General features: G+C 69.8%; 19 protein-coding genes. 18 read left to right on the top strand and 1 reads right to left on the bottom strand.

What is annotated here, in order from left to right; translation table 11 throughout:
* Positions 1-111: 111 nt before the first annotated feature.
* The 16 genes from BTM25_RS20360 to BTM25_RS20285 all read left to right on the top strand — a co-directional run bounded on the left by BTM25_RS20360 (position 112) and on the right by BTM25_RS20285 (position 22,392).
* Positions 112-951: a hypothetical protein gene (locus BTM25_RS20360; RefSeq protein ID WP_235828501.1), complete on the top strand. Its 840-nt coding sequence runs from the start codon at positions 112-114 to the stop codon at positions 949-951.
* Positions 952-1,314: 363 nt separating this feature from the next.
* Complete coding sequence (gene rplJ / locus BTM25_RS20355) at positions 1,315-1,896, top strand: 50S ribosomal protein L10 (protein ID WP_103564411.1); 582 nt, start codon at positions 1,315-1,317, stop codon at positions 1,894-1,896.
* Between the two features lie 58 nt (positions 1,897-1,954).
* On the top strand, positions 1,955-2,344 hold the full coding sequence (rplL, locus tag BTM25_RS20350; protein WP_103564410.1) for a 50S ribosomal protein L7/L12: 390 nt from the start codon (positions 1,955-1,957) through the stop codon (positions 2,342-2,344).
* Positions 2,345-2,926: 582 nt separating this feature from the next.
* Positions 2,927-3,967, top strand: coding sequence for an ABC transporter ATP-binding protein (locus tag BTM25_RS20345; RefSeq protein ID WP_103564409.1), 1,041 nt, complete (start codon positions 2,927-2,929; stop codon positions 3,965-3,967).
* The gene (locus BTM25_RS20340) at positions 3,967-4,818 is read left to right on the top strand and encodes an MlaE family ABC transporter permease (RefSeq protein WP_103564408.1); all 852 of its coding nucleotides are present in this window, start codon (positions 3,967-3,969) and stop codon (positions 4,816-4,818) included. Before BTM25_RS20345 ends, BTM25_RS20340 begins: the two co-directional genes overlap by 1 nt.
* Positions 4,818-5,666 (top strand): MlaE family ABC transporter permease, encoded by an 849-nt coding sequence (locus BTM25_RS20335; RefSeq protein WP_103564407.1) that lies wholly within the window; start codon positions 4,818-4,820, stop codon positions 5,664-5,666. Before BTM25_RS20340 ends, BTM25_RS20335 begins: the two co-directional genes overlap by 1 nt.
* A 4-nt stretch (positions 5,667-5,670) precedes the next feature.
* Positions 5,671-7,020, top strand: a complete 1,350-nt coding sequence (locus BTM25_RS20330) for an MCE family protein (protein ID WP_103564406.1) — start codon at positions 5,671-5,673, stop codon at positions 7,018-7,020.
* A gap of 5 nt (positions 7,021-7,025) precedes the next feature.
* Positions 7,026-8,048, top strand: coding sequence for an MCE family protein (locus tag BTM25_RS20325; RefSeq protein ID WP_103564764.1), 1,023 nt, complete (start codon positions 7,026-7,028; stop codon positions 8,046-8,048).
* Positions 8,048-9,109, top strand: coding sequence for an MCE family protein (locus BTM25_RS20320; protein ID WP_103564405.1), 1,062 nt, complete (start codon positions 8,048-8,050; stop codon positions 9,107-9,109). The genes BTM25_RS20325 and BTM25_RS20320 overlap by 1 nt, the downstream gene beginning before the upstream one ends.
* 16 nt (positions 9,110-9,125) lie before the next feature.
* A complete protein-coding gene (locus BTM25_RS20315; RefSeq protein ID WP_168212170.1) occupies positions 9,126-10,346 on the top strand; it encodes an MCE family protein in 1,221 nt (406 codons plus the stop codon).
* Positions 10,343-11,599, top strand: coding sequence for an MCE family protein (locus tag BTM25_RS20310; protein WP_103564404.1), 1,257 nt, complete (start codon positions 10,343-10,345; stop codon positions 11,597-11,599). Before BTM25_RS20315 ends, BTM25_RS20310 begins: the two co-directional genes overlap by 4 nt.
* Positions 11,596-13,002 carry an MCE family protein gene (locus tag BTM25_RS20305; protein WP_103564403.1) on the top strand — a complete coding sequence of 469 codons (1,407 nt, stop codon included), beginning with the start codon at positions 11,596-11,598 and terminating at the stop codon, positions 13,000-13,002. The genes BTM25_RS20310 and BTM25_RS20305 overlap by 4 nt, the downstream gene beginning before the upstream one ends.
* Positions 12,963-13,481, top strand: coding sequence for a hypothetical protein (locus BTM25_RS20300; protein WP_235828500.1), 519 nt, complete (start codon positions 12,963-12,965; stop codon positions 13,479-13,481). Before BTM25_RS20305 ends, BTM25_RS20300 begins: the two co-directional genes overlap by 40 nt.
* The gene (locus tag BTM25_RS20295; protein WP_103564402.1) at positions 13,478-14,626 is read left to right on the top strand and encodes a hypothetical protein; all 1,149 of its coding nucleotides are present in this window, start codon (positions 13,478-13,480) and stop codon (positions 14,624-14,626) included. The genes BTM25_RS20300 and BTM25_RS20295 overlap by 4 nt, the downstream gene beginning before the upstream one ends.
* A 389-nt stretch (positions 14,627-15,015) precedes the next feature.
* Complete coding sequence (gene rpoB, locus BTM25_RS20290; RefSeq protein ID WP_103564401.1) at positions 15,016-18,492, top strand: DNA-directed RNA polymerase subunit beta; 3,477 nt, start codon at positions 15,016-15,018, stop codon at positions 18,490-18,492.
* Positions 18,493-18,513: 21 nt separating this feature from the next.
* On the top strand, positions 18,514-22,392 hold the full coding sequence (locus BTM25_RS20285) for a DNA-directed RNA polymerase subunit beta' (protein WP_103564400.1): 3,879 nt from the start codon (positions 18,514-18,516) through the stop codon (positions 22,390-22,392).
* On the opposite strand, the gene BTM25_RS20280 is transcribed toward BTM25_RS20285, so the two are convergent.
* The gene (locus BTM25_RS20280) at positions 22,389-23,177 is read right to left on the bottom strand and encodes a MerR family transcriptional regulator (RefSeq protein WP_103564399.1); all 789 of its coding nucleotides are present in this window, start codon (positions 23,175-23,177) and stop codon (positions 22,389-22,391) included. The genes BTM25_RS20285 and BTM25_RS20280 overlap by 4 nt on opposite strands.
* Before the next feature lie 63 nt (positions 23,178-23,240).
* Here BTM25_RS20280 and BTM25_RS20275 point away from each other — a divergent pair, with 63 nt between their 5' ends.
* Both BTM25_RS20275 and BTM25_RS20270 read left to right on the top strand, forming a co-directional pair.
* Positions 23,241-23,681, top strand: coding sequence for a DUF6194 family protein (locus BTM25_RS20275; protein ID WP_103564398.1), 441 nt, complete (start codon positions 23,241-23,243; stop codon positions 23,679-23,681).
* A gap of 277 nt (positions 23,682-23,958) precedes the next feature.
* The gene (locus BTM25_RS20270; protein ID WP_103564397.1) at positions 23,959-25,314 is read left to right on the top strand and encodes a hypothetical protein; all 1,356 of its coding nucleotides are present in this window, start codon (positions 23,959-23,961) and stop codon (positions 25,312-25,314) included.
* Positions 25,315-25,609 lie beyond the last annotated feature (295 nt).

Here is a 25,609-nt window from a genome sequence, read left to right as displayed (position 1 = left end):
GTTCCGGCGGCGTCGGCCGGTCTGCGGCGAACCGATCCGGTGTGCGCCGCGTCTGAACAGGGACGAACCGGCGGAAACGCCGATTGCTCCCCATCCCCTGGAGGAAGAACTGTGAAGTCGCGTCGTCTCGCCGTGAGCGCCGTCGCCGTCACCGGCCTCGCCCTGTCCCTGACCGGATGCCTGGGCTCGGCGGGCGACAAGGCGGGCGAAGCGGGCAAGAACCTCAAGCTCACGGCGGCGGAGATCCTGGGCCGCACCGCCGAACGCGCCGGGAAGACCGACACGTACACGATGAAGATCGACGTGGACGGTCAGGGCGGCGTGAGCATGAAGATGTCGGCGGCCGTGCGGATCCGTCCGTCCGTGGCGATGCACATCACCACCGAGCCGACGTCGGTGCAGGGCACGAGCGTGCCCGGCTTCGAGGCGATCCTGGACGCGCAGGCGATGTACCTCAAGATGCCGGCGCTCGCCGCGACCAACGGTGGCAAGCCCTGGTCGAAGATCGCGCTGTCGGACCTCAGCGCGACGTCCGGCCTGAACCTGTCCGGCCTGATGGACCAGGCCAGGCAGCAGAGCCCGGCCGAGCAGACGAAGATGCTGACGGCGTCGCGGGACGTCCGCGAGGTCGGCACCGAGACCGTCGACGGCGTCCCGGCGCGGCACTTCGCCGGCACCGTCCCCGTGACGGCCGCGCTCGGCAAGCTCGACGCCCAGACCCGCGCGAAGCTGGAGCAGCAGTACCAGAAGCTCGGCGTCTCGACGCTGACGTTCGACCTGTGGGTCGGTTCGGACGACCTGCCGCGCAAGATGGTCAGCCGCCTGTCCACGTCGTCGGGCCCGATGACGACGACGGCGAGCTACTCCGGCTACGGCAAGCCGGTCGACGTGACCCCGCCCCCCGCGTCCGAGGTGGGCGCCGTCAAGCTCCCCGGCGCCCCGCGCGCCTGACCCGACCGCCGCGAAGGGCCCGCGACCGGACGGTCGCGGGCCTTTCCGCACCAGCTCGCGCAGCCCGGGTCCCGCGCAGTTGGCATCGGAGGGTTTTCGCACGTAGTCTGTGTGGTGCCGAAGACCGCCGGTCGTCGCCCGTGAGGGCGGCCGAAGGACCCGAACGAGATTTCGGGCGGCCCGCGTAGGTGTGATGTGAGCTTCGCATGACCGATGTGTCGTGTTCGACGCCCCGCGCGCCTGCGCCGGGGCGTTCCTGTTTTTCCGGGAGATTTCGCCCCGGCGGCTTCCCACCAGGTCGATGGTGCCGTGTTCCTCGCCGGACGCGGTCCGTCGCCACCCAGGTAATCGGAAGGAGGCCACATGGCCAAGGCCGAGAAGGCCACGGCGATCGCCGAGCTCAAGAGCGAGTTCGAGGGCTCGAACGGCGCCGTGCTGACCGAATACCGCGGGCTCACGGTGGCGCAGCTCAAGGAGCTGCGCACCAACCTCGGCGCGAACGCGAAGTTCGCCGTCGTGAAGAACACGCTGACCAAGATCGCCGCCGCGGACGCGGGCGTCGACGAGGAGTTCCGGGCGCTGCTCGAAGGACCCTCGGCGATCGCGTTCGTGACCGGCGACGTGGTCGAGGCCGCCAAGGGCCTGCGCGACTTCGCGAAGGCGAACCCGCTGCTGGTGATCAAGGGCGGCTTCATCGACGGCAAGTCGATGGACGCCGGTCAGGTCGGCCAGCTCGCGGACCTGGAGTCCCGCGAGGTGCTCCTCGCGAAGCTGGCCGGTGCGATGAAGGGCTCGATGGCGAAGGCCGCGGCCACCTTCAACGCCCTGCCGACCCAGGCCGCGCAGCTCGCCGAGGCCCTGCGCGCCAAGCGCGAGGCCGCCGGCGAGACCGCCGAGGCCGTCGACGCGGCCCCGGCCGACGCCGACGCGGTGCCCGCCGAGTAGGTCCGTCCCGCGGTACCGACACATTTCAGACGCCCATCCCTCAATTGGAGGAACAATCATGGCGAAGCTCAGCACCGACGAGCTCCTGGAGACCTTCAAGGAGATGACCCTCCTGGAGCTCTCGGACTTCGTGAAGCAGTTCGAGGAGGTCTTCGACGTCAAGGCCGCCGCCCCGGTCGCCGCCGTGGCCGCCGCCCCCGGCGCCGCCGGCCAGGCCGCCGAGGCCGCGCCCGAGCAGGACGAGTTCGACGTCATCCTCGAGGCCGCCGGCGACAAGAAGATCCAGGTCATCAAGGAGGTCCGCGGCCTCACGAGCCTCGGCCTCAAGGAGGCCAAGGACCTGGTCGACGGCGCTCCGAAGCCGCTGCTGGAGAAGGTCAACAAGGAGACGGCCGAGAAGGCCAAGGAGGCCCTGGAGAAGGCCGGCGCGACGGTCACCGTCAAGTAAGGCGCTTCTCCCGGAGACTTCCGGAGCCGTGCGGCTCGGCTCCGAGCACGTCTTCTGACGAGGGCGGTCGTCCCACCAGGCGGTGGGGCGGCCGCCCTCGTCGCGTTCCGGGATTCCCTCGACGCGGGGCGTGGCCTGCGGCCATAATGCGTGACCCGGACCTTCACCGAACAGCAGGAGACCGGCCCCGACCCGGGTGAACTCTGTACGTCGGTGATAAATCCGGAGGCCAAACAGTGTCAGCGGGCGCGTTGTCCGGTACGTCACACTCGGCGTAGCGTCCCAGGAGACACAGCGGCCACCCCCGCCACGCTCCCCGCCGCCCACCCCCGCTTGAGGTGCAGGTTCTTGAATCAAGTCTCACGTAAGTAACGATTTCCGCACAAGGTACGTTCTGTTCGCGGTTCCGCGCCTTCGGCCTCTTCCCTTTTTGGAGGAGCCCGCTACGGTAGTGGCACCCGCCACAGCTACCCGGTAGTAGCAACGGTGCGGACACCAGGTGTGACCGACGATGGCCGCGCGGCCCCCCGGTGCGCGCATGTGGCTCCGGTACCTACCCCCGGCCTGGACGAAAGGTGACGAGTGGGCGTCGAAATCAGAGTCGAAGGGCTGACCAAGTCCTTCGGCCGCCAGACGATCTGGCAGGACGTGTCCCTGACCGTTCCCGCAGGAGAGATCTCCGTTCTCCTCGGCCCGTCCGGCACGGGCAAGTCGGTCTTCCTGAAGTCCCTGGTGGGACTGCTGAAGCCCGACCGCGGACACATCTGGATCGGTGACAAGGACCTTCCGTACCTGCCCGAGCACCAGCTTTACGAGACGCGCAAGCTGTTCGGCGTCCTGTTCCAGGACGGCGCGCTGTTCGGGTCGATGAACCTGTACGACAACATCGCGTTCCCGCTCCGCGAGCACACGAAGAAGTCCGAGTCCGAAGTCCGTCGCATCGTGATGGAGAAGATGGACATGGTCGGTCTTCTCGGCGCGGAGGGCAAGCTGCCCGGCGAGATCTCCGGCGGGATGAAGAAGCGCGCCGGACTGGCCCGCGCACTCGTCCTGGACCCCGAGATCCTGCTGGTGGACGAGCCGGACTCCGGCCTCGACCCCGTCCGCACGGCGCTGCTCAACCAGCTCTTCATCGACCTGAACGCGCAGATCAACGCGACGTTCCTGATCGTCACGCACGACATCAACACGGCGCGGACGATCCCCGACAACATCGGCATGCTCTACCGGCGCGAACTGGTGATGTTCGGGCCGCGCGAGATGCTGCTGTCCAGTGAGGAGCCGGTCGTCCGCCAGTTCCTCAACGCCCGCCGGGCCGGTCCGATCGGCATGTCGGAGGAGAAGGACGTCTCCGAGCTCGAAGCCGAGTCGAAGATGGGCCTGGACGTCGGCACGCTGCCCCCGATCCAGCCGCAGCTCATGCCGAGCGACGGCCGGATCCGCGCCGCCCAGCACGCGCCCGGCGCGTGGTGCGCCGCGCACGGGGTGACGCCGCCGCCGGGCTCGTTCGTCGACGACCTCGGCCGCAACTGGGTCGAGGAATGGCCGCGGTACGTGGCGTCGCAGCAGGCCGCTGTGATGCACGGAGGACAGCCGGGGCACCCTGGAGGTGCTCAGTACTGATGTCCACTCCTGGTATCGGCGCGAACCAGGCAGAGGCACGCAAGGGGGGCGGCGGCACGGCCGCCCTCCGCAAGTTCTCCGACGGTGCGACCAATGTCGCCATCAAGGAACCCGGTCGTTTCTTCGCCCTGGTGCTCGACACCTTCCGGGCGATGTTCCAATGGCCGTTCCAATGGCGTGAATTCATCCAGCAGTCCTGGTTCATCGTCAGCGTGACCGTGGTTCCGACCATGCTGGTCGCCATCCCCTTCGGCGGTGTCCTGTCGCTGCAGGTCGGCGGGCTGATCCGGCAGCTCGGCGCGCAGTCCTACACGGGTGCGACGGCGGTCGTCGCGATCGTCCGCGAGGCCAGCCCGCTGGTGACCTCGCTGCTGGTCGCGGGGGCCGCCGGGTCGGCGATGTGCGCCGACATCGGCGCCCGCAAGATCCGCGAGGAGATCGACGCGATGGAGGTGCTGGGGATCAACCCCCTGCACCGGCTCGTGGTCCCCCGCGTGTTCGCGTGCGCGTTCATCGCGCTGTTCCTGAACGGCCTGGTCTCGGTGGTCGGCCTGATGGGCGGCTACGTCTTCAACGTCGTCCTGCAGAACGGCACGCCGGGCGCGTACCTGGCGTCGTTCAACGCGATGGCCCAGCTCCCCGACCTGCTGCAGGCGGAGTTCAAGGCGTTCCTGTTCGGCGTGACGGCCGGCCTGGTCGCCGCCTACAAGGGCCTGAACGCCAAGGGCGGGCCGAAGGGCGTCGGCGACGCGGTCAACCAGACGGTCGTCATCACCTTCATGCTCCTGTTCGTGGAGAACTTCATCGTCTCCACGCTGTACTTCCAGTTCGTTCCGTCGAAGGGCATGTGATGGCTGCCCCCACGAAGACGGGCAAGGCGTTCTCCCGCGCGGTGAGCGGGCCGCTGGCGAGCCTGGACGACCTCGGCCGCCAGGTGTCGTTCTACTCGCGCGCGTTCGCGTGGACGTTCCGCGTTTTGCGCCGCTACCGCACCGAGGTGCTGCGGCTGCTCGCCGAGGTCAGCCTCGGCACCGGCGGCCTCGCGGTGATCGGCGGCTCGGTGGTCATCGTCGCGTTCATGACGTTCTTCACCGGCAGCCAGGTCGGCCTCCAGGGCTTCAACTCCCTGGACCAGATCGGCACGTCCGCGCTGACGGGTTTCGTCGCGTCCTACTTCAACACGCGCGAGATCGCGCCGCTGGTGTCCGCGCTGGCGCTGTCGGCGACGGTCGGCTGCGGCTTCACCGCGCAGCTCGGCGCGATGCGGATCTCCGACGAGATCGACGCGCTGGAGGTCATGGGCATCCCGTCCATGCCGTACCTGGTGACGACGCGGATGATCGCCGGGATGATCGCGGTGGTCCCGCTGTACGTGGTGGGCCTGCTGGCGTCCTACGGCGCGACGCGGTTCGTCGTCACGGCGACGTACGGGCAGTCCACCGGCACCTACGACCACTACTTCAACCTGTTCCTCCCGCCCCAGGACATCCTGTGGTCGTTCCTGAAGATCATCATTTTCGCGGTCCTCGTGATGCTGATCCACTGCTACTTCGGCTTCACCGCGAGCGGCGGCCCGGCGGGCGTCGGGACGGCCGTGGGCCGCGCCGTCCGGACGAGCATCGTCGTCGTCAGCGTCGTGGACCTGCTGCTCGGCATGGCGATCTGGGGCACCTCGACCGACGTCCGGATTGCGGGGTGACGGGATGACGCACGCTGCGGGTCCCGGCGCGGGCGGACTGTCCCAGCAGATGCGGTTCCGCTTGCTCGGTGTCGCGATGCTGCTGGTGATGGCCCTGCTCCTGGCGCTGACGGTGGCGCTGTTCAACAAGGCGCTGACCCCGGTGGTCCGGGTGAAGGTGGACGCGGAACGGGCGGGCCTGCAACTCCTGCCGCACTCCGACGTCAAGGTGCGCGGGCTGATCGTGGGCGAGGTCCGCGCGACGCACGCGACCGACAAGGGCGCGACGCTCGACCTCGCGCTCGACCCGGGCAAGGCCAAGCTCGTCCCGGACAACGTCCAGGCGCGGCTGCTGCCGAAGACTCTGTTCGGCGAGAAGTACGTGGACCTCCAGATCCCGGCGCAGCCGGGGCCGCTCGGGCTCCGCGCCGGCCAGGTGATCCGGCAGGACCGTTCCCAGGCCGCCGTCGAGATCGACCAGGTGCTCGACAACCTGCTGCCGCTGCTCCAGGCCGTCAAGCCCGAGGAGCTGAACGCGACGCTGAACGCGCTCGCGACGGCGCTGCAGGGCCGCGGCGACCAGCTCGGCCGCGACCTGGAGCAGGCCGACGGCCTGCTGCGGCGGATCAACCCGCAGCTCGGCAACCTCGTCTACAACCTGAACGGGCTGGCCGACACCGCCGACGTCTACAACCGCGCGGCGCCCGACCTGCTCCAGACGTTCCGGAACCTGAACGTCACCAGCACGACGGTGACCGACAAGAAGGCGACGATCGAGCAGATCCTGCCGCAGACGGCAGCGTTCGCCGGGCACGCCAACCGGTTCATGACGAACAACGCCCCGAAGATCATCGGGTTCAACGTGGCGAACCGGGCGGGCCTGGACCTCATCGCGAAGTACTCGCCGTCGCTGCCGTGCGTCTTCGAGGGGCTGGACAAGATCCGTCCCGAGATGGAGCGGGTCGCGGGCGCGAACGGGTCCACGACCTACAACCTCACGATCGAGATCGTGAAGCCGCGCCCCGGCTACAAGAACCCGCTGGACCTGCCGGAGGTCAAGGACTACCGGGGTCCGCGCTGCTACAACCTGCCGAACCCGAAGGTCCCCTTCCCCGACTACCTCGCCCTGGACGGGACCGAGGACGACCTGTGGTGGAAGAACCCCGACCCGAAGGACGGCCCGACCAGCACGACGACGACGCGGAACCGTCCGGTCTCCAACGTCTTCGTCGACCCGGGCACGCAGATGAGCGAGAAGAACAAGATCAAGAGCATCGTCGGGCCGCTCACCCGGACCGACGCCGATGACGTGTCCGACGTCGCGGCGCTGATGTTCGGCCCGCTCATGCAGGGATCGGTGGTGACCGTCAAGTGAAGACCATGAGCTCGGGGATCAAGCTGCTCGTGTTCGTCGCGCTGACGTCCGTCGCGACCGGCGTGCTGGCGATGACGATCACCAACCAGCGGTTCTCCGGCACCCGCAGCTACAAGGCGATCTTCACCGACGTCGCGGGGCTGCTGAAGAACGACGACGTGCGGGTCTCCGGCGTCCGCGTCGGCCAGGTCAAGAAGATCCGGCTGTTCCGCGGCAACCAGGCCGAGGTGACGTTCGACGTCGACAAGTCCGGCGCGCTCGCGGCGGGCCTGCCGACCTCGACGCAGGCGCAGATCCGCTACCGCAACCTCATGGGCCAGCGGTACCTGTCGCTGTCGCAGGGGCCGGGCGCCGCGAACCGCTACCTGAGCCCCGGCGGAACGATCCCGGTGTCGCAGACGCAGCCCGCGCTGGACCTGACGGTCCTGTTCAACGGGTTCCGCCCGCTGTTCCAGGCGCTGGAGCCGAAGGACGTCAACACGCTCGCGACGCAGATCGTCCAGACGCTCCAGGGCGAGGGCGGGACGGTCAACAGCCTGCTCACCCACGTCGCGTCGCTGACGAACACCCTCGCCGACCGGGACCGCGTCATCGGCAGCGTCATCGACAACCTCAACGACGTGCTCGGCACGATCGACGACCGGCACGAGCAGGTGAACCAGATGGTCACCGACCTCGGCGGGCTCATCGCCGGGCTGTCCAACGACCGGCAGGCGATCTTCGACTCGGTGTCGGCGATGAACGACCTCGCCGGGACGACGTCCGACCTGCTGAAGGACGGCCGGCCGGACATCAAGAACGACATCTCGGGCCTGAACCAGCTCGCCGCGACGCTGGCCGACAACCGCGGCGTCCTCGACAAGGGCCTGCAGCGGACGCCGTCCCGGCTGCGCGGCCTGATCAACATCTCGTCCTACGGCTCCTGGTTCAACATGTACATCTGCGGTCTCGACGCCCGCGTGCGGCTGCCCGGCGGACCGGTGTACCAGACGCCCGCGATCATGAACGAGAACGCGAGGTGCAAGTGATGAGGGTTCCGTTCCGGGCGCGCAATCCCGTCCCCATCGCCGCCGCCGGGTTCGCGGTCATCGTCGCGGCGCTGCTGCTGGCGATGAACCTGAAGAACATCCCGTTCGTCACCGGCGGCAAGACCCACACGGCGTCGTTCGCCGAGGCGGCCGGGCTGAAGTCCGGCGAGGAGGTGCGGATCGCGGGCGTGAAGGTCGGCCAGGTCACCGCGCTCGACCTCGCGGGCGACCACGTCAAGGTCACCTTCCGGGTGGACGACGGCGTGAAGCTCGGCTCGCTGACCCGCGCCGAGATCAAGATCAAGACGATGCTCGGCCAGCACTACCTGTCCCTGGACCCGCGCGGCGGCGGCACCCTCGGCCGCAACATCCCGCGGGACCGGACGGCGACGCCGTTCGAGGTCGTCCCGGCGATCAGCGAGCTGGGCCAGCGCGTCGGCAAGATCGACACGCAGCAGGTGGCGAAGTCGTTCAACACGCTGTCGGAGACGTTCCAGAACTCCCCGGAGGAGATCAAGGCGTCCCTGCAGGGGCTGCGGCGGCTGTCGAACACGGTCGCGTCCCGCGACGACCAGCTCCACGAGCTGGCCGGACGCGCCAAGGACGTCTCCGGGCTCCTCGCCGACCGCAACCAGGACCTCAGCAAGCTCATCGCCGACAGCAACAGGGTGATGCAGGCCGTCCAGGCCCGCCGGGACGTGATCCACCAGCTCCTGGTGAACACCGTCCTGTTCTCCCAGCAGGTCAACGGGCTGATCAACGACAACAACGCCCAGCTCCGGCCGATGCTCGACAACCTGCAGAAGGTCAGCGCGGTCCTGCTGAAGAACCAGGACAACCTGGACAAGACGCTGCAGTACTTCGCGCCGTACGTCCGGCAGTTCACCGACGTCACGGGCACCGGCCGCTGGTTCGACAGCTACATCCAGAACCTGCTGCCCATCCCCGCGTCGATCAAGGACCCCGCGCCCCAGCAGAACGGCGGCGGCACCCGGGGACCCGTCCCGTCCGGCAACCAGCAGTCCGGCAACAAGGACAACCCGTTGCCGTTCCTCCCGTAGCAGGCAGGTCATTCCAGTGCGCAACTCAGCGACCATTCTCCGCGTCGGGGCCGGCGTCCTCGTCCTCGCGGTGCTGGCGGCCGTCCTGGTGGTACTGCTGCGCGAGCCGAAGCAGCGGCACCTGACGGCGTACTTCACCAGCACCGTCGGCCTCTACAAGGGCGCCGACGTCCGGATCCTCGGCATCTCGGTCGGCCGCGTCACCGGCGTCAAGCCGACCGGCGACGCCGTCCGCGTCGACCTCGAGTACGACGCCAAGTACAAGGTCCCGGCGAACGCCCAGGCGGTCATCGTCAACCAGACCCTGGTGTCGGACCGGTACGTCCAGATCACGCCCGTCTACAAGGGCGGCGCGGTCCTCGCCGACAACACGACGCTGCCGGTCAGCCGCACCGTCGTCCCGGTCGAGGTGGACGAGGTCACCGGCAGCCTCAGCGACCTCAGCAAGGCGCTCGGCCCCGAGGGCGCCAACCAGGACGGGTCGCTGTCGCGGCTGCTCCAGGTCGGCGCGAACAACCTCAGCGGCCAGGGCACCGACATCCGGCAGACGATCTCCGACACCGCCAAGATGCTCGACACCTTCAGCGCCGACCGCGGCGACATCGCAAAGACGATCCAGAACCTGCGGATCATCACCGACGCGATGAAGGCCAGCGACGGGCAGATCAAGGAGTTCAACACCCGGCTGAACGGCGTGTCCGCGCAGCTCGCGGGGGAGAAGGAGGAGCTGAGCGCGGCGCTGAACACGCTCGGCCCGACGCTCCGGAACGTCCAGAGGTTCGTCAAGGACAACCGGAACGACCTGTCCACGAGCGTCCGGCAGCTCGCCCAGATCACCGGCGTGCTGGTGAAGGAGAAGGGCGCGCTCACCGAGGCCCTCACCGCCGCGCCCCTCGCCATCAACAACCTCGCCCGCGCCTACGACCCGATCAGCGGCACCATCCACACCCGCGACAACTTCAAGCAGTTCGACAACCTCGCGGACTGGATCTGCTCCCTCGCCTACTCGGTCGGCACCCCGCCCAAGCAGTGCCTGGACTTCGTGACCCCCTACAACGGCATCGGCAAGGCCCTCGCGGGCTTCAGCCTCGACCTGTCCTGGATCACGGCCCTCACCACGCACTACGACCCGGTGCCGATCCCGCCCGACGCCTACGGCCCGAACGGCAAGAAGGCGACGAGCCAGGTCCGCAAGCCCCGCGACATCAACGCCCTTCTCCCCGGAGGTGGCCAGTGATCCGGCGCGCGACCAGGCTCGGCGTCCTCGCCGCGGGGACGGCGGCGGCCCTGTCCGGCTGCGGGTTCAACGGCGTGTCCTCACTGCCGCTGCCCGGCGGGCCGGGACTCGGCGACCACCCGATCACCGTCAAGATCGAGTTCGCGAACGTGCTGGACCTCGTCCCGCAGTCGGTGGTCAAGGTCAACGACGTGTCGGTCGGCAAGGTGTCCAAGGTGCAGCTCGCGGGCGGGGAGGGCGGCTGGCACGCGCTGGTCACCGTCCGGATCCGCAAGGACGCCGACCTGCCCGACAACGCCGTCGCGTCCGTCGACCAGACCAGCCTCCTCGGCGAGAAGTTCGTGTCGCTGTCGCCGCCACCCAACGAGCAGCCGAGCACGAACCGGCTGTCGACCGGCGACCTCATCCCGCTCGCGCGCACGTCGCGCGGCACCGAGGTCGAAGAGGTCCTGTCGGCGATGTCGCTGCTGCTCAACGGCGGCGGCATCGAGCAGGTCTCCACGATCACCCACGAGCTGACCGCCGCGATGAACGGGCGCGAGTCCACGATCAAATCCGTCCTCGGCCGGGTCGACACGTTCGTCGGGACGCTCGACCGCAACCGCGCCGCGATCACCCGCGCGCTCGACAGCATCGACCGGCTCTCGGGCAAGCTGTCGGACGAGCGCGCCACGATCCGCGACACGATCGACAAGACCGGGCCGGCGCTGACCGTCCTCAACCAGAACCGCGCGGACCTCACCAAGATGCTCACCGCACTGGACAAGCTCAGCCGGACGACCACGAACGTGATCAACCGGTCGCGGGACGACCTGCTCGCCAACCTCAAGGACCTGGACGTCACCGTCCGGAACCTCAACAAGGCGGGCGACAAGCTGCCCAAGAACCTCGAAGCACTGATCAACTTCCCGTTCCCGACGACGTTCGGGAACGTCGTCAAGGGCGACTACGGCAACGTCAAGCTCACGATCGACCTGGACTTCGACTCGATCTCCCGGAACCTCCTCGGCGGCACCGACCTGGACCCCGCGCTCGGCGGCAAGCAGATGGCCTCCCAGCTCAAGGTCCCGAACGTGTCGCTGCCGCAGTCGCCGGTCGGCGCGCTGCCGGACGCGCCCGCCACCGGCCCGGGGGCCGCGCCGACACCGTCGGCCACCCCGACGACCAGCCCGTCCCCGACCGGTAAGACGGGCAAGCCCCGCGCCGCCGGACGCGGCGACGTCGGCAGCCTGATGATGGGGGGCCTGTCGTGATCCTCAAGCGCGGCGTCAAGTTCCAGTTGCTCGTCTTCGCCGTCATCACGATCGTGGGCGTCTCGATCGTGGCCGTGAAGTACATCGGCTTCGGACGCGACCTGCTCGGCAAGCAGTACACCGCCTACGTCGACCTCACCGACTCCGGCGGCGTGTTCACCAACGCCGAGGTCACCTACCGGGGCGTCCCGGTCGGACGGGTCGGGCCGATCGAGCTGACCCGGGACGGCATCCGCGTCAAGCTCGTCCTGCAGCGGCAGAAGGGCCGGGAGATCCCCCGCGAGGGGCTGCGCGCGATCGTCGCGAACCGGTCCGCGATCGGCGAGCAGTACATCGACCTCCAGCCGTCGGTCGCGCTCCGCAAGGGCGTCCCGACGCTGGACCGGGGCAGGCCGTACACGATCCCGAAGGAGAACACGGCGCTGCCCGTCTCGACCGCCGACCTGCTGCGGAACGTGAACCAGCTCGTCAGCTCCGTCGACCCCAAGAACCTCGGGACGATCGTGGACGAGCTGGACAAGGCGTTCGCCGGCTCCGCCACCGACCTCCAGAAGATCCTGGACGACACCGACCGCCTCATCGACACGGCGAACCAGGCGTACCCGGACACCAAGAAGCTGCTGGAGAACGGCCGGACCGTCCTCGACACCCAGCGCAGCGAGGGCGCCAACATCGAGGGCTTCGCCAAGAACCTCAACACGCTCACGGCCGCGCTGCGCAAGGACGACCCGTCCCTGCGGAGCACGATCGACGCCGTCCCGGGCGCGGTGTCCCAGACCGACAAGCTGATCAGCGGCCTGGACCCGACGCTGCCGGTCCTGCTCGCCAACCTGACGACGACGGGCCAGATCATCGCGTCCCGCGCCAACGGCCTGCGGTCGCTGCTGATCCTCTACCCGGTGACGCTGGCGGGCGCGTCGACCGTCATGCCGGGCGACGGCACCCAGCACATGGGCCTGGAGCTGAACTTCAACTCGCCGCCCGTCTGCGAGAAGGGCTACACGGCCAAGCGGCGCTGGCCGCAGGACACCTCGGTGCGCGAGCCCGACCTCAAGGCCGGCTGCAAGGCCCCGAAGAGTTCGCAGACCGACGTGCGCGGCCCCCGCAACATCCCGCAGGACGCCCTGCTGCCCTACCCGAACGTCCCCGCCGGGGCCACCGACGGCGCCGGATTCCCGGCGGGCGGCGCCACCGGCGGGACGAAGAAGGCGACCGGCAACAAGGCCGCGACCTCGGCGAACACGGACGGAACGGTCGCGTTCGCCGGGTACGATCCGACCACCGGAACGGCCTACGGGCCGGACGGCACGCGCTACACGATGCCCCGCACCGCCGGGGTCCGCGAGCTGGGGGAGGAGGCCTCATGGAAGTGGCTGCTGGTAGGGCCGCTCAGCCAGTCCTGACCGCGCGCCTCGCGACCATCGGGGTCCTGATCCTCGTGGCCGCCGCGCTCGGGGTGTACGCCGCGGTCGTCGGGCTGCGCGTGAAAGACGGCAGCGACGCCGGGACGCAGCGAGACCGCGCCGTCCAGGCGGCCCGGCAGCTCGGGGTCAACCTCAACACGCTGGACTACCAGAACGGCCAGCGGGACGTCGACCGCATCGTCGCCGGGACGACCGGCAAGCTGAAGGACCAGCTCGGCGGCCAGGCCAAGGCGCTCTTGGACCGGCTCACCCAGACCAAGGCCCGGACGACGGTCAGCGACCCGCAGGCCGCGGTCGTCTCGATCGACGACGACTCCGCCGAGATCATGGTGTCGATGAACACCACCGTCACCAACGAGAAGGTCAAGAACGCCGCCCCCCAGTACTGGCGGGTGCTGATGGACCTCGACCGGCACGGTGACCGCTGGCTCGTGTCGAACCTGGAGTTGGTTCCATGACGACGCTTCGGCGGGGCAAGCGCTCCGGGAAGGACGACGAGGGCACGGCCGTCGAGGAGACGCCGGAGGAGACCGTGGCGGACGAGACGCCCGAGAGCGCCCGCGCGCGGCGGGCCGCCGAGCGCGCCCGCGAGGCCGCGCGCGTGGCGGAACTCGCGGAGGAGGCCGCCGAGCGGGCGCGCGAGGCCGCGCGCCTGGCGCAGGTCGCCGCCGAGGCCGCCGGCCGGGTCGACGAGGACGACCCGCTGGACGACGACGCCCCGGACGCCGCCGACGCTGCGACGGCCGACCCGAAGGCCGCTGAGACCGCCCCGGCCGTCGCGTCCGATGACGAGCCCGCCGCGGCGGACGCCGCCGAGACCGGGACGCCGGACGGGCAGGCCGCCGCCGCGACGGTCGTGGAGACCGACGCCGACGAGAAGGCCGAAGTGGGCGTGCAGCCCGCCGCCGAGGCCGACGACGCGAAGTCCGACGAGAAGTCAGCCGCGACCGGCGTGGGCGCGAAGGCCGACGCCGATCCGGCGGTCGAGACCGGCGACGCCGAGGGCAAAGACGCGTCCGCCGAGGACGAGACGGCGAGCGCCCCGGCCAAGGTCAAGTTCGAGCACGGCAAGTCTTCCGTCAAGAAGACGGACGCCGCGCCGGGCTTCCTCGCGCGCGTGTCGTCGTGGAGCCCGCAGATCATCGCCGCGCTGACCGTCGTCATCGTGGCGCTGGCCGTCGCGAGCGTCGTGCTGACCATGAAGGACCGGGACCAGAAGGCGACCGAGCAGGGCACCCGGGACGCGACGGTCGCGGCGTCGCGGGTCGCGCAGGCCGTCTCGTCGTACGACTACCGGACGCTCAAGGACGACTTCAAGGCCGCGTCCCAGCTCACCACCGGCACGCTGCGCACCCAGTTCGACAAGTTCGCCCAGCAGCTCACGACGATGGCGACGGAGCAGCAGGCCGTCTCCACCACGACGGTGCTGAAGTCCGGCGCGCTGACGACGGGGGCGGACAAGGTGGAGGTCCTCGTCTACGCCAACCGCAACACGACGACCAAGAACGACAAGCAGCGGCGGCTCCCGGAGCCGCTGCGGATCCGGATCACGATGGAGAAGAAGGGCGGCCACTGGCTGGCGTCCAAGCTCGTCGTCCTGTGAGACGGACCCGCTGAGCGGTCCGCGCGTCCGAAGCGGCCGTCCCCGTCGGGGGCGGTCGCTTCACACGTTCCCGGGCGATACCGGGCAGTGGCGGAAGGGCCCGTAAACTATGGCCTTCCTCACTGCAGGTCAGGGCCTGAAAAGTCCAAGTCCGCTCTTGACTAGCGGCGCGGGAGAAGCGATGCTCGCAGGCAACGTGATGCATACTGCGGTGCTGTACTTGCAAGCGGTGTAGCGGTCGGCTACACTGCTCCTTTGCGCTGCCCTCTGACTTTCCCCGTGTGAGAGCAACCCTGCCTGCGCCCGCTTTGGAGCTTTCGTCGGCAGTCTCGCGGCCGGGGACGTCTGGCGTGCGTGTCGTCACCCGCGAGCCCTCGGAAGGACCACTCTTGGCAGCCTCGCGCAACGCCTCGAATACCGCAACCGGTCCGAACCGCGTCTCCTTCGCGCGCATCAAGGAGCCGCTCGAAGTCCCGGACCTCCTTGCTCTACAGACCAACTCATTCGACTGGCTGCTGGGCAACGAGAAGTGGAAGGCCCGGGTCGAGGCGGCCCAGGCGGCAGGAAGCAGAAGCGTCCCGACCCAGTCCGGCCTCGAAGAGATCTTCGAGGAGATCAGTCCCATCGAGGACTTCTCCGGGACCATGTCCCTGTCGTTCCGGGACCACCGCTTCGAGCCGCCCAAGTACTCCGTCGAGGAGTGCAAGGACAAGGACATGACCTACTCCGCCCCGATGTTCGTCACGGCGGAGTTCATCAACAACACCACCGGTGAGATCAAGAGCCAGACGGTGTTCATGGGCGACTTCCCGCTCATGACCAACAAGGGCACTTTCATCATCAACGGCACCGAGCGGGTGGTCGTCTCCCAGCTCGTCCGGTCGCCGGGCGTCTACTTCGACCGCGCGCTCGACAAGGCCAGCGACAAGGACATCTACGGCTGCAAGGTCATCCCCAGCCGTGGCGCCTGGCTCGAGTTCGAGATCGACAAGCGCGACAACGTCGGCGTGCGCATCGACCGCAAGCGCAAGCAGCCCGTCACGGTGCTGCTGAAGGCGCTCGGCTGGGACGAGGCGCGGATCCGCGAGCGCTTCGGCAACTACGAGTCGATCAACGTCACGCTGGAGAAGGACCACACCTCCGGCCAGGACGACGCGCTGCTCGACATCTACCGCAAGCTGCGGCCGGGCGAGCCGCCGACGCGCGAGTCGGCCCAGACGCTCCTGGAGAACCTGTACTTCAACCCGAAGCGCTACGACCTCGCCAAGGTCGGCCGCTACAAGGTGAACAAGAAGCTCGGGCTCGACCTGGACATGAACCAGGGCACGCTCACCGAGGACGACATCGTCGCCACGATCGAGTACCTCGTCCGGCTGCACGCCGGCGAGGAGGAGGGCACGGTCGGCGCCAACCCCGTGCCGATCGAGGTCGACGACATCGACCACTTCGGCAACCGGCGGCTGCGCACGGTCGGCGAGCTGATCCAGAACCAGGTCCGCCTCGGCCTGGCCCGGATGGAGCGCGTCGTCCGCGAGCGGATGACCACCCAGGACGTCGAGGCGATCACGCCGCAGACCCTGATCAACATCCGGCCGGTCGTGGCGTCCATCAAGGAGTTCTTCGGCACCAGCCAGCTCTCCCAGTTCATGGACCAGACCAACCCGCTGGCGGGCCTGACCCACAAGCGCCGCCTGTCGGCGCTCGGGCCGGGCGGTCTGTCGCGTGAGCGCGCGGGCATGGAGGTCCGGGACGTCCACCCGTCGCACTACGGCCGCATGTGCCCGATCGAGACGCCCGAAGGCCCGAACATCGGCCTGATCGGCTCGCTCGCCGCGTTCGGCCGCGTCAACCCGTTCGGGTTCGTGGAGACGCCGTACCGCAAGGTCGTCGAGGGCCGGGTCACCGAGCAGGTGGACTACCTGACCGCCGACGAGGAGGACCGCTACACCATCGCGCAGGCCAACTCGCTCATGAACGAGGACGGCACGTTCGCCGAGTCCAAGGTCCTCGCCCGCAAGAAGGGCGGCGAGGTCGAGCTGGTCCCCCCGGCGGAGATCCAGTACATGGACGTGTCGGCGCGGCAGATGACCTCGGTCGCCACCGCGATGATCCCGTTCCTGGAGCACGACGACGCCAACCGCGCGCTGATGGGCTCCAACATGCAGCGCCAGTCCGTCCCGCTGCTGCGCAGCGAGGCGCCGCTGGTCGGCACCGGCATGGAGTACCGCGCCGCCGTGGACGCCGGCGACGTCATCGTCGCCGAGAAGGCGGGCGTGGTCGAGGAGGTCTCGGCCGACTACGTGACCGTCATGAACGACGACGGCACCCGGACGACGTACCGGGTCGCGAAGTTCAAGCGGTCCAACCAGGGCACGTGCTTCAACCAGAAGCCGATCGTGGACGAGGGCCAGCGCGTCGAGACCGGCCAGGTCGTCGCCGACGGCCCGTGCACCGACCACGGCGAGATGGCGCTCGGCAAGAACCTGCTCGTGGCGTTCATGCCGTGGGAGGGCCACAACTACGAGGACGCCATCATCCTCAGCCAGCGCCTGGTGCAGGACGACGTCCTCTCCTCGATCCACATCGAGGAGCACGAGGTCGACGCCCGCGACACCAAGCTCGGCCCCGAGGAGATCACCCGGGACATCCCGAACGTCTCCGAGGAGGTCCTGGCGGACCTGGACGAGCGCGGGATCATCCGGATCGGCGCGGACGTCCGTCCGGGCGACATCCTGGTCGGCAAGGTCACCCCGAAGGGCGAGACCGAGCTGACCCCCGAGGAGCGGCTGCTGCGCGCGATCTTCGGTGAGAAGGCGCGCGAGGTTCGCGACACGTCGCTGAAGGTGCCGCACGGCGAGCAGGGCAAGGTCATCGGCGTCCGGGTGTTCTCCCGCGAGGAGGGCGACGAACTGCCCCCCGGCGTCAACGAGCTGGTCCGCGTCTACGTGGCGCAGAAGCGCAAGATCACCGACGGCGACAAGCTCGCCGGACGGCACGGCAACAAGGGCGTCATCTCCAAGGTGCTGCCGGTCGAGGACATGCCGTTCCTGGAGGACGGCACCCCGGTCGACATCGTCTTGAACCCGCTCGGCGTGCCCGGCCGCATGAACGTCGGCCAGGTCCTGGAGACGCACCTCGGCTGGGTCGCCTCGCGCGGCTGGAAGGTCGAGGGCGACGACGCCGACTGGAAGCGCCAGCTCAAGGAGCTCGGCGTGGACGAGGCCCCGCCGTGGACGAACACCGCGACGCCGGTGTTCGACGGTGCCCGCGAGAACGACGTCACCGGCCTGATCTCCAGCACCCTGCCCAACCGCGACGGCAACCGCATGGTCGGCCCCGGCGGCAAGGCGCGGCTGTTCGACGGCCGTACCGGCGAGCCGTACAAGGACCCGATCTCGGTCGGCTACATCTACATCCTGAAGCTGCTCCACCTGGTGGACGACAAGATCCACGCCCGGTCCACCGGCCCGTACTCCATGATCACCCAGCAGCCGCTCGGCGGTAAGGCCCAGTTCGGCGGCCAGCGCTTCGGTGAGATGGAGGTGTGGGCGCTGGAGGCGTACGGCGCGGCCTACGCCCTCCAGGAGCTGCTCACCATCAAGTCCGACGACGTCCTCGGTCGCGTCAAGGTGTACGAGGCGATCGTCAAGGGCGAGAACATCCCCGAGCCCGGGATTCCCGAGTCCTTCAAGGTGCTCATCAAGGAGATGCAGTCGCTGTGCCTCAACGTCGAGGTGCTCTCCAGCGACGGCATGTCGATCGAGATGCGCGACACCGACGAGGACGTCTTCCGCGCGGCGGAGGAGCTCGGCATCGACCTGTCTCGGCGCCCGAACGAGGGTGCGTTGAGCGTCGACGAGGTCTGATCAACATCAAGGGGAATCACGTTGCTTGACGTCAACTTCTTCGACGAGCTTCGCATCGGCCTCGCGACCGCCGACGACATCCGCCAGTGGTCGCACGGCGAGGTGAAGAAGCCGGAGACGATCAACTACCGGACCCTCAAGCCGGAGAAGGACGGGCTCTTCTGCGAGAAGATCTTCGGCCCGACCCGCGACTGGGAGTGCTACTGCGGCAAGTACAAGCGCGTCCGGTTCAAGGGCATCATCTGTGAGCGCTGCGGCGTCGAGGTGACCCGGGCCAAGGTGCGCCGTGAGCGGATGGGCCACATCGAGCTGGCCGCGCCGGTCACGCACATCTGGTACTTCAAGGGCGTCCCGTCGCGCCTGGGGTACCTGCTGGACCTCGCCCCGAAGGATCTCGAGAAGATCATCTACTTCGCGGCGTACATGATCACCAGCGTGGACGCGGAGCGGCGCGACCGTGACCTGCCCACGCTGGAGGCGCACATCTCGGTGGAGCGCCAGCAGATCGAGCAGGCCCGCGACGCGCAGGTCGAGGCCCGCCAGCAGAAGCTGGAGGGCGACCTCGCCGAGCTGGAGGAGGCCGGCGCCAAGGCCGACCAGAAGCGCAAGGTGCGCGACGGCGCCGAGCGCGAGATGAAGCAGCTCCGCGACCGTGCCCAGCGCGAGCTGGACCGCCTCGACGAGGTGTGGAGCCGCTTCAAGAACCTCAAGGTCCAGGACCTGGAGGGCGACGAGCTGCTGTACCGCGAGATGCGGGACCGGTTCGGCAAGTACTTCGAGGGCGGGATGGGCGCCGCCGCCATCCAGGCGCGGCTCCAGAACTTCGACCTCGACGCCGAGGCCGAGAAGCTCCGCGAGATCATCCGCACCGGCAAGGGGCAGAAGAAGGCCCGCGCGCTGAAGCGGCTCAAGGTCGTCTCGGCGTTCCTCAACACGCGCAACAGCCCGCTCGGCATGGTGCTGGACTGCATCCCGGTCATCCCGCCGGACCTGCGCCCGATGGTGCAGCTCGACGGCGGCCGGTTCGCGACGTCCGACCTCAACGACCTGTACCGCCGGGTCATCAACCGCAACAACCGCCTCAAGCGTCTGCTCGACCTCGGCGCGCCCGAGATCATCGTGAACAACGAGAAGCGGATGCTGCAGGAGGCCGTGGACGCGCTGTTCGACAACGGCCGTCGCGGACGTCCGGTCACCGGGCCGGGCAACCGCCCGCTGAAGTCGTTGTCGGACATGCTGAAGGGCAAGCAGGGCCGGTTCCGCCAGAACCTGCTCGGCAAGCGCGTCGACTACTCCGGCCGGTCGGTCATCGTCGTCGGCCCGCAGCTCAAGCTGCACCAGTGCGGCCTGCCCAAGCAGATGGCGCTGGAGCTGTTCAAGCCGTTCGTGATGAAGCGCCTGGTCGACCTGAACCACGCGCAGAACATCAAGAGCGCCAAGCGGATGGTCGAACGCGCCCGTCCGGTGGTGTGGGACGTGCTGGAAGAGGTCATCACCGAGCACCCGGTGCTGCTGAACCGCGCGCCGACCCTGCACCGTCTCGGCATCCAGGCGTTCGAGCCGCAGCTCGTCGAGGGCAAGGCCATCCAGATCCACCCGCTCGTCTGCACGGCGTTCAACGCCGACTTCGACGGCGACCAGATGGCCGTCCACCTGCCGCTGTCGGCGGAGGCGCAGGCCGAGGCGCGGATCCTGATGCTGTCCACCAACAACATCCTGAAGCCGTCGGACGGCAAGCCCGTCACCATGCCCACCCAGGACATGGTCATCGGCCTGTACTGGCTGACGACGCAGAAGGACGGCGCCACGGGCGAGGGCCGCGCGTTCGGCTCGATCTCCGAGGCGATCATGGCCTACGACCGTGACGAGCTCACGATGCAGGCCACGATCCAGATCCGGCTCAAGGACGTCCCGCCGCCGCGCGAGTGGACGGCGCCCGAGGGCTACGAGCCCGGACAGCCCTACCGGCTGGAGACGACGCTGGGCCGCGCGCTGTTCAACGAGACGCTGCCCGCCGACTTCCCGTTCGTGAACGCCGAGGTCGGCAAGAAGCAGCTCTCGGCGATCGTCAACGAGCTGGCCGAGACCTACCCCAAGGTCGAGGTCGCGAACGCGCTGGACGCCCTGAAGGCGGTCGGGTTCCACTGGGCCACGCGGTCCGGTGTGACGATCTCCATCGAGGACGTGGTGACCCCGCCGAACAAGCAGGAGATCCTCACCTCGTACGAGATGCGCGCGGACAAGGTGCAGCGCGAGTTCAACCGCGGTCTGATCACCGACGACGAGCGCAAGCAGGAGCTCATCGGGATCTGGAACGACGCCACGCGCGACGTCGCGATGGACATGGAGAAGGCGTTCCCGAAGGCCAACCCGATCTGGATGATGATCCAGTCGGGCGCCCGCGGCAACCCGCTCCAGCTCCGCCAGATCGCCGGTATGCGCGGCCTGGTGTCCAACCCCAAGGGCGAGACGATCCCGCGGCCGATCAAGTCCTCGTTCCGCGAGGGCCTGTCGGTGGTCGAGTACTTCATCTCGACGCACGGCGCCCGCAAGGGCCTGGCCGACACCGCGCTGCGCACCGCCGACTCGGGTTACCTGACCCGTCGTCTGGTGGACGTCGCGCAGGACGTCATCGTCCGCGAGGAGGACTGCGGCACCGACCGCACGATCCCCTTCGAGGTCGCCGAGCGCGCCCCGGACGGCTCGCTGGTCAAGCTCGCCACGAGCGAGACCAGCCTGGTCGGCCGGACGATCGCCGAGGACGTCGAGGTCGACGGGACGGTCCTGTTCCCGGCCGACACCGACCTGTCCGACACGGTCGTGGAGCGCCTGGTCGCGGCGGGCGTGGAGAAGGTCCGCACCCGCAGCGCCCTGGTCTGCGAGGCCAAGATCGGTGTCTGCGCCGCCTGCTACGGCCGTTCGCTGGCCACCGGCAAGCGCGTGGACGTCGGCGAGGCGGTCGGCATCATCGCCGCCCAGTCGATCGGCGAGCCGGGCACGCAGCTCACGATGCGCACCTTCCACACCGGCGGTGTGGCCGGTGGCGACATCACGCACGGTCTGCCCCGTGTGACCGAGCTGTTCGAGGCCCGGATCCCGAAGGGCGTCGCACCGATCTCCGAGGTCGCCGGCCGCGTCAAGATCGACGAGACCGAGAAGACCCGCAAGATCGTCATCGTTCCGGACGACGGCTCCGAAGAGGTCGCCTACCCGGTGCCGATGCGGTCGCGGCTGGAGGAGGGCGTCCGCGAGGGAGCCCACGTCGACGTCGGCCAGCAGCTCATCCGCGGCGCGCAGAACCCGCACGAGGTGCTCCGGATCCTCGGCCCCCGCGCGGTGCAGCTCCACCTCGTCCAGGAGGTGCAGGAGGTCTACCGCTCGCAGGGCGTGTCGATCCACGACAAGCACATCGAGATCATCGTGCGGCAGATGCTCAAGCGCGTGAACATCCTGGAGTCGGGCGACACCGACCTGCTGCCCGGCGACCTCGTGGAGCGTCCCCTCTTCGAGGAGACCAACCGCGGCGTCGTCGCCGAGGGCGGGGTGCCGGCGGCGGGCCGTCCGGTCCTGATGGGCATCACCAAGGCGTCCCTGGCGACGGAGTCGTGGCTGTCGGCCGCCTCCTTCCAGGAGACGACGCGGGTGCTCACCGAGGCCGCGATGCACGCCAAGAGCGACCCGCTGCTGGGCCTCAAGGAGAACGTCATCATCGGCAAGCTCATCCCGGCCGGTACCGGCATGCCGCAGTACCGCAACGTCCGGGTCGAGCCGACCGAGGAGGCGAAGGCCGCGGTCTACTCCGTCGGGTCCTACGACGACGGCGCCGAGTACGCCTTCGGGCAGGGCTCCGGCGAGGCCGTCCCGCTGGAGGAGTACGACTTCGGTCAGTACAACCGCTAGCCCCTGAGGGTGCGGGCTTTCGCACCGTCGCACGAGGCCCCTCCCGGCGCACCGCCGGGAGGGGCCTCGTCGTGTTCCCAGGCGGCGAGGACGGAGCTGAGCGCGGCAGCGCCGTCCAGGAGGGCGCGGGAGCGGCCCGCGACGTCGGCGCTCCGCGCGTCGAGCGCCCGGGCGAGGTCCTCGGGCCGCCGCCCCTGCCGCAGCGCGGGGACGAGGGCGCGCAGGGCGGGCACGCGGTACCCCGCCGTGCGCAACTGGTGGACGATCCGCGCGTCCCGCACCTGGGCGGGCGTGTAGCGCCGGGCGCCCCGCCCGGGATCGCGGTCGGGGACGACGAGCCCCTCCGCGTCCCAGTGCCGCAGCGTCGAGGCGCGCACGCCGAGCGCGCCGGCGAGTTCGGAGACGCTCATGGCGTCCGCTGCCCGGACGTCGGCGAGGGGCTCGCCGGAGATCGCCCCGGCCGCCTCCCGGGCCCGCGCGATCCGGTTCCGCTCCGCGTGGAGCCGGGCGTGCGCCGCGTCCAGGAGCGCGAGCGCCCGCGCGGGGGACCGGTGGACGGCACGGACGATCTCCTTCGCCTCCACCGGCCCCGTCCCCGCCGCGAGCGCCCGGTAGGCCAGCGCCGACCGCGCGTGGACCTCGCGGTAGACGCGGTGGCCCGCGTCGGTCCGCTCCGCGGGCGGCAGGACGCCGTCCCGTTCGAGGTTGCGCACCTGCTGGACGGAGCACCCGGCGTGCCGGGCGACGTCGGCCGTCCGCAGACCCCCCGATTTGAGGCTTTCCACGCCGGAACCCCTTGTCGCGCGCGCCCAAGTCTCCACAAGCACCTGAATGCAACGCTAGAGCACATGACCATGGACGAGATCATCGAGTTCGTCGCCGGCCTCGACGGCGTCCTGACCGTCCGCCCGGCCCCCGGCGACGGTTCCCCCGAGATCAGTTGGGGCGACACGTTCTTCTACTACGCCCCGGACGGCGTCGTCCCGCGCGCCCAGCCATTCGCGACGATCGTCACCAAGGACTATCCGGGCGACGACACGTCGGGCCTGGACCGCCCGGACGCCTTCCGGGTCAACATCGCCGCGGGCGAACAGGAGTTCGCCCGGTGGACGGCCCACGACCCGCACCCACCGGCCGACGACACCGTGACACCCCACCCCGTCTACGGCACCGCCAACTGGCTGGCAGTCACGAACCCCGGCCCGAACGCCGACCCAGCGGTACGCGACCTGCTGCGCACAGCACACCGTCTCGCCCGCACCCGCCGCACCCGCCGCGCCGCCCTGTGACCTGAACCATCGTTCGGGGAGGAGGTCGGGCTGATCGAGCGTCGCTGGTGGTCGGCGGACGAACCGCGGCGGTGCCGCGCCAAGCTCCTGCCCGCCCGCACTGCTGGACGACTACGCGGTCGTATGAGGGCGTTGTGTGAACTGGTTTCGGGTTGGGGCTGAACCGTCTGGGGTTGGGCTGCGTCTATAGAGTTGGTGAATTTGCGCAATACCGAACCTGCGGGGCAGGCTTAAGGCACGCGCAAACAGCCCCGGAACGGCGCGAAGGAGCCCGACGATGACCGAGCAGGACGGCACGCAGGGTCCGCCGTCGCCCGAGGACCCGGAAACGCCGCGGACCGAGGGCGGCGAACCCGGCGGGCGGCAGGCGCCCGAACCCGCGCTGCGCCCGATGGGCGACCGGACGGTCGTCTTCGGCGCGCCGCAGCTCGGCGGCACCGCGGGCGGCCCGCCGGCGCCTCCCGCGCCGCAGGCTCCCGGCGCCGCGCCGCGTGCGCCCGAGCCGCCGCAGCGGCCCGCCTACCAGCCGCCGCAGGCCCCGCCGGCGGCGCCGCCCACGATGATCGAGTCCATTCCGGTCGTCGGCCAGCAGCCGCCCGCGCCCGGTTACGGGCAGCCCGAGCCCTCCTACGGGGACGACGCCACGCAGGAGCAGAGCATCCCGCAGCAGCCCCCGTTCGGCGGGCCGCCGCAGCAGCCCGGCTACCCGCCGCAGGCGCCCGGGTACGGGCAGCCGCCGTCGCCGTTCGACGGGCCGCAGCAGCAGCCCTACGGGGCCCCGGAGCCCCCGGCCGCCGAGCCGCCCGCGTCCGGCGACCCCGTCGCCGAGCGGACGATGATCGTCCCGGGTCCGGGCGCCGCCGCGCCCGAGCCGCAGCGGCCCCCCGTGGACGACCAGGCCACGCTGCACTGGTCGCCGGGTCCGGACGTTCCCGTCGCGCAGGGGCACGAGCGCCGCCCCCAGGCGCCGCAGCCCGCGCCCGGCGAGTCCGGGGGAGACCACGAGCGCACGATGATGGTGCCGCCGCCCGAGTCCGGGTTCGGCGCGCCGCCCGTCGCCGCGCAGGACGAGCAGCCGTTCGGCGCCCCGGCCCGTCCGGCGGACGACGCGCAGCCCACGCAGGCGTTCGACCCGTCCGCCCCGGGCGGCGACACGGGGCCGTCCGCCGAGGCGACCCGCATGGACGTCGGGCAGCAGCAGTGGGGCGCGCCCGCGCAGAACCAGCAGAGCCCGTACGGGCAGCAGCAGGGCCAGTTCGGTCAGCAGGCCCCGTACGGCCAGCCGGAGCAGCAGGGCTACGCGCAGCAGCAGCCGTACGGCCAGAGCCCCTACGGACAGCAGCAGGGGCAGCAGCCGGGCCAGCCGGGCCAGCCGGGCCAGCAGTACGGCGGGCAGCAGCAGGGCTACCCCGGCCAGTACGGGGACCAGCAGCAGCAGTTCCCCGGCCAGTTCCCGCAGGGCCAGCAGCCGCCGTACGGCCAGCAGGCCCCCGGCGCCCCCGCCGCGTACGGGCAGCAGCAGGGCTACCCCGGCGGTGACGAGCCCAAGAGCAACAAGACGCTCTACCTCGTCGTCGGCGGCATCGCGGCCCTCATCGTGATCATCCTGGTGGCGGTCGTCGCGTTCCTCTGACCCCACCGCGACCACATCGACGCCTGCGCGATCCGCAGAGATCGCGCGGGCGTCGGCGTGTCCGGGTTACACTGGTATCCAGACTCGTCTGGGCGGCCATGGGGTTGCGCGCAAGGGTGCCGCTGCGGTAGTGCGGCGTTCGCTTTGACCTTTCGCGGAGTGGTAGGTAGTCTCTGTCCCTGTGCCCGCTGCGTGCGGGTCGTCCGCGTGCGCTCAGGCAAGGTTGTTCGACCAGGTCCAAGGGCCGCGCATCACTCCCCGGCTTGATCTGGCCCCGTGCGGGCCGGGCGGTCAC

The organism is Actinomadura rubteroloni, assembly GCF_002911665.1.
Classification (GTDB): Bacteria; Actinomycetota; Actinomycetes; order Streptosporangiales; family Streptosporangiaceae; genus Spirillospora; species Spirillospora rubteroloni.
This window is presented reverse-complemented; position numbering and strand designations above follow the sequence as displayed.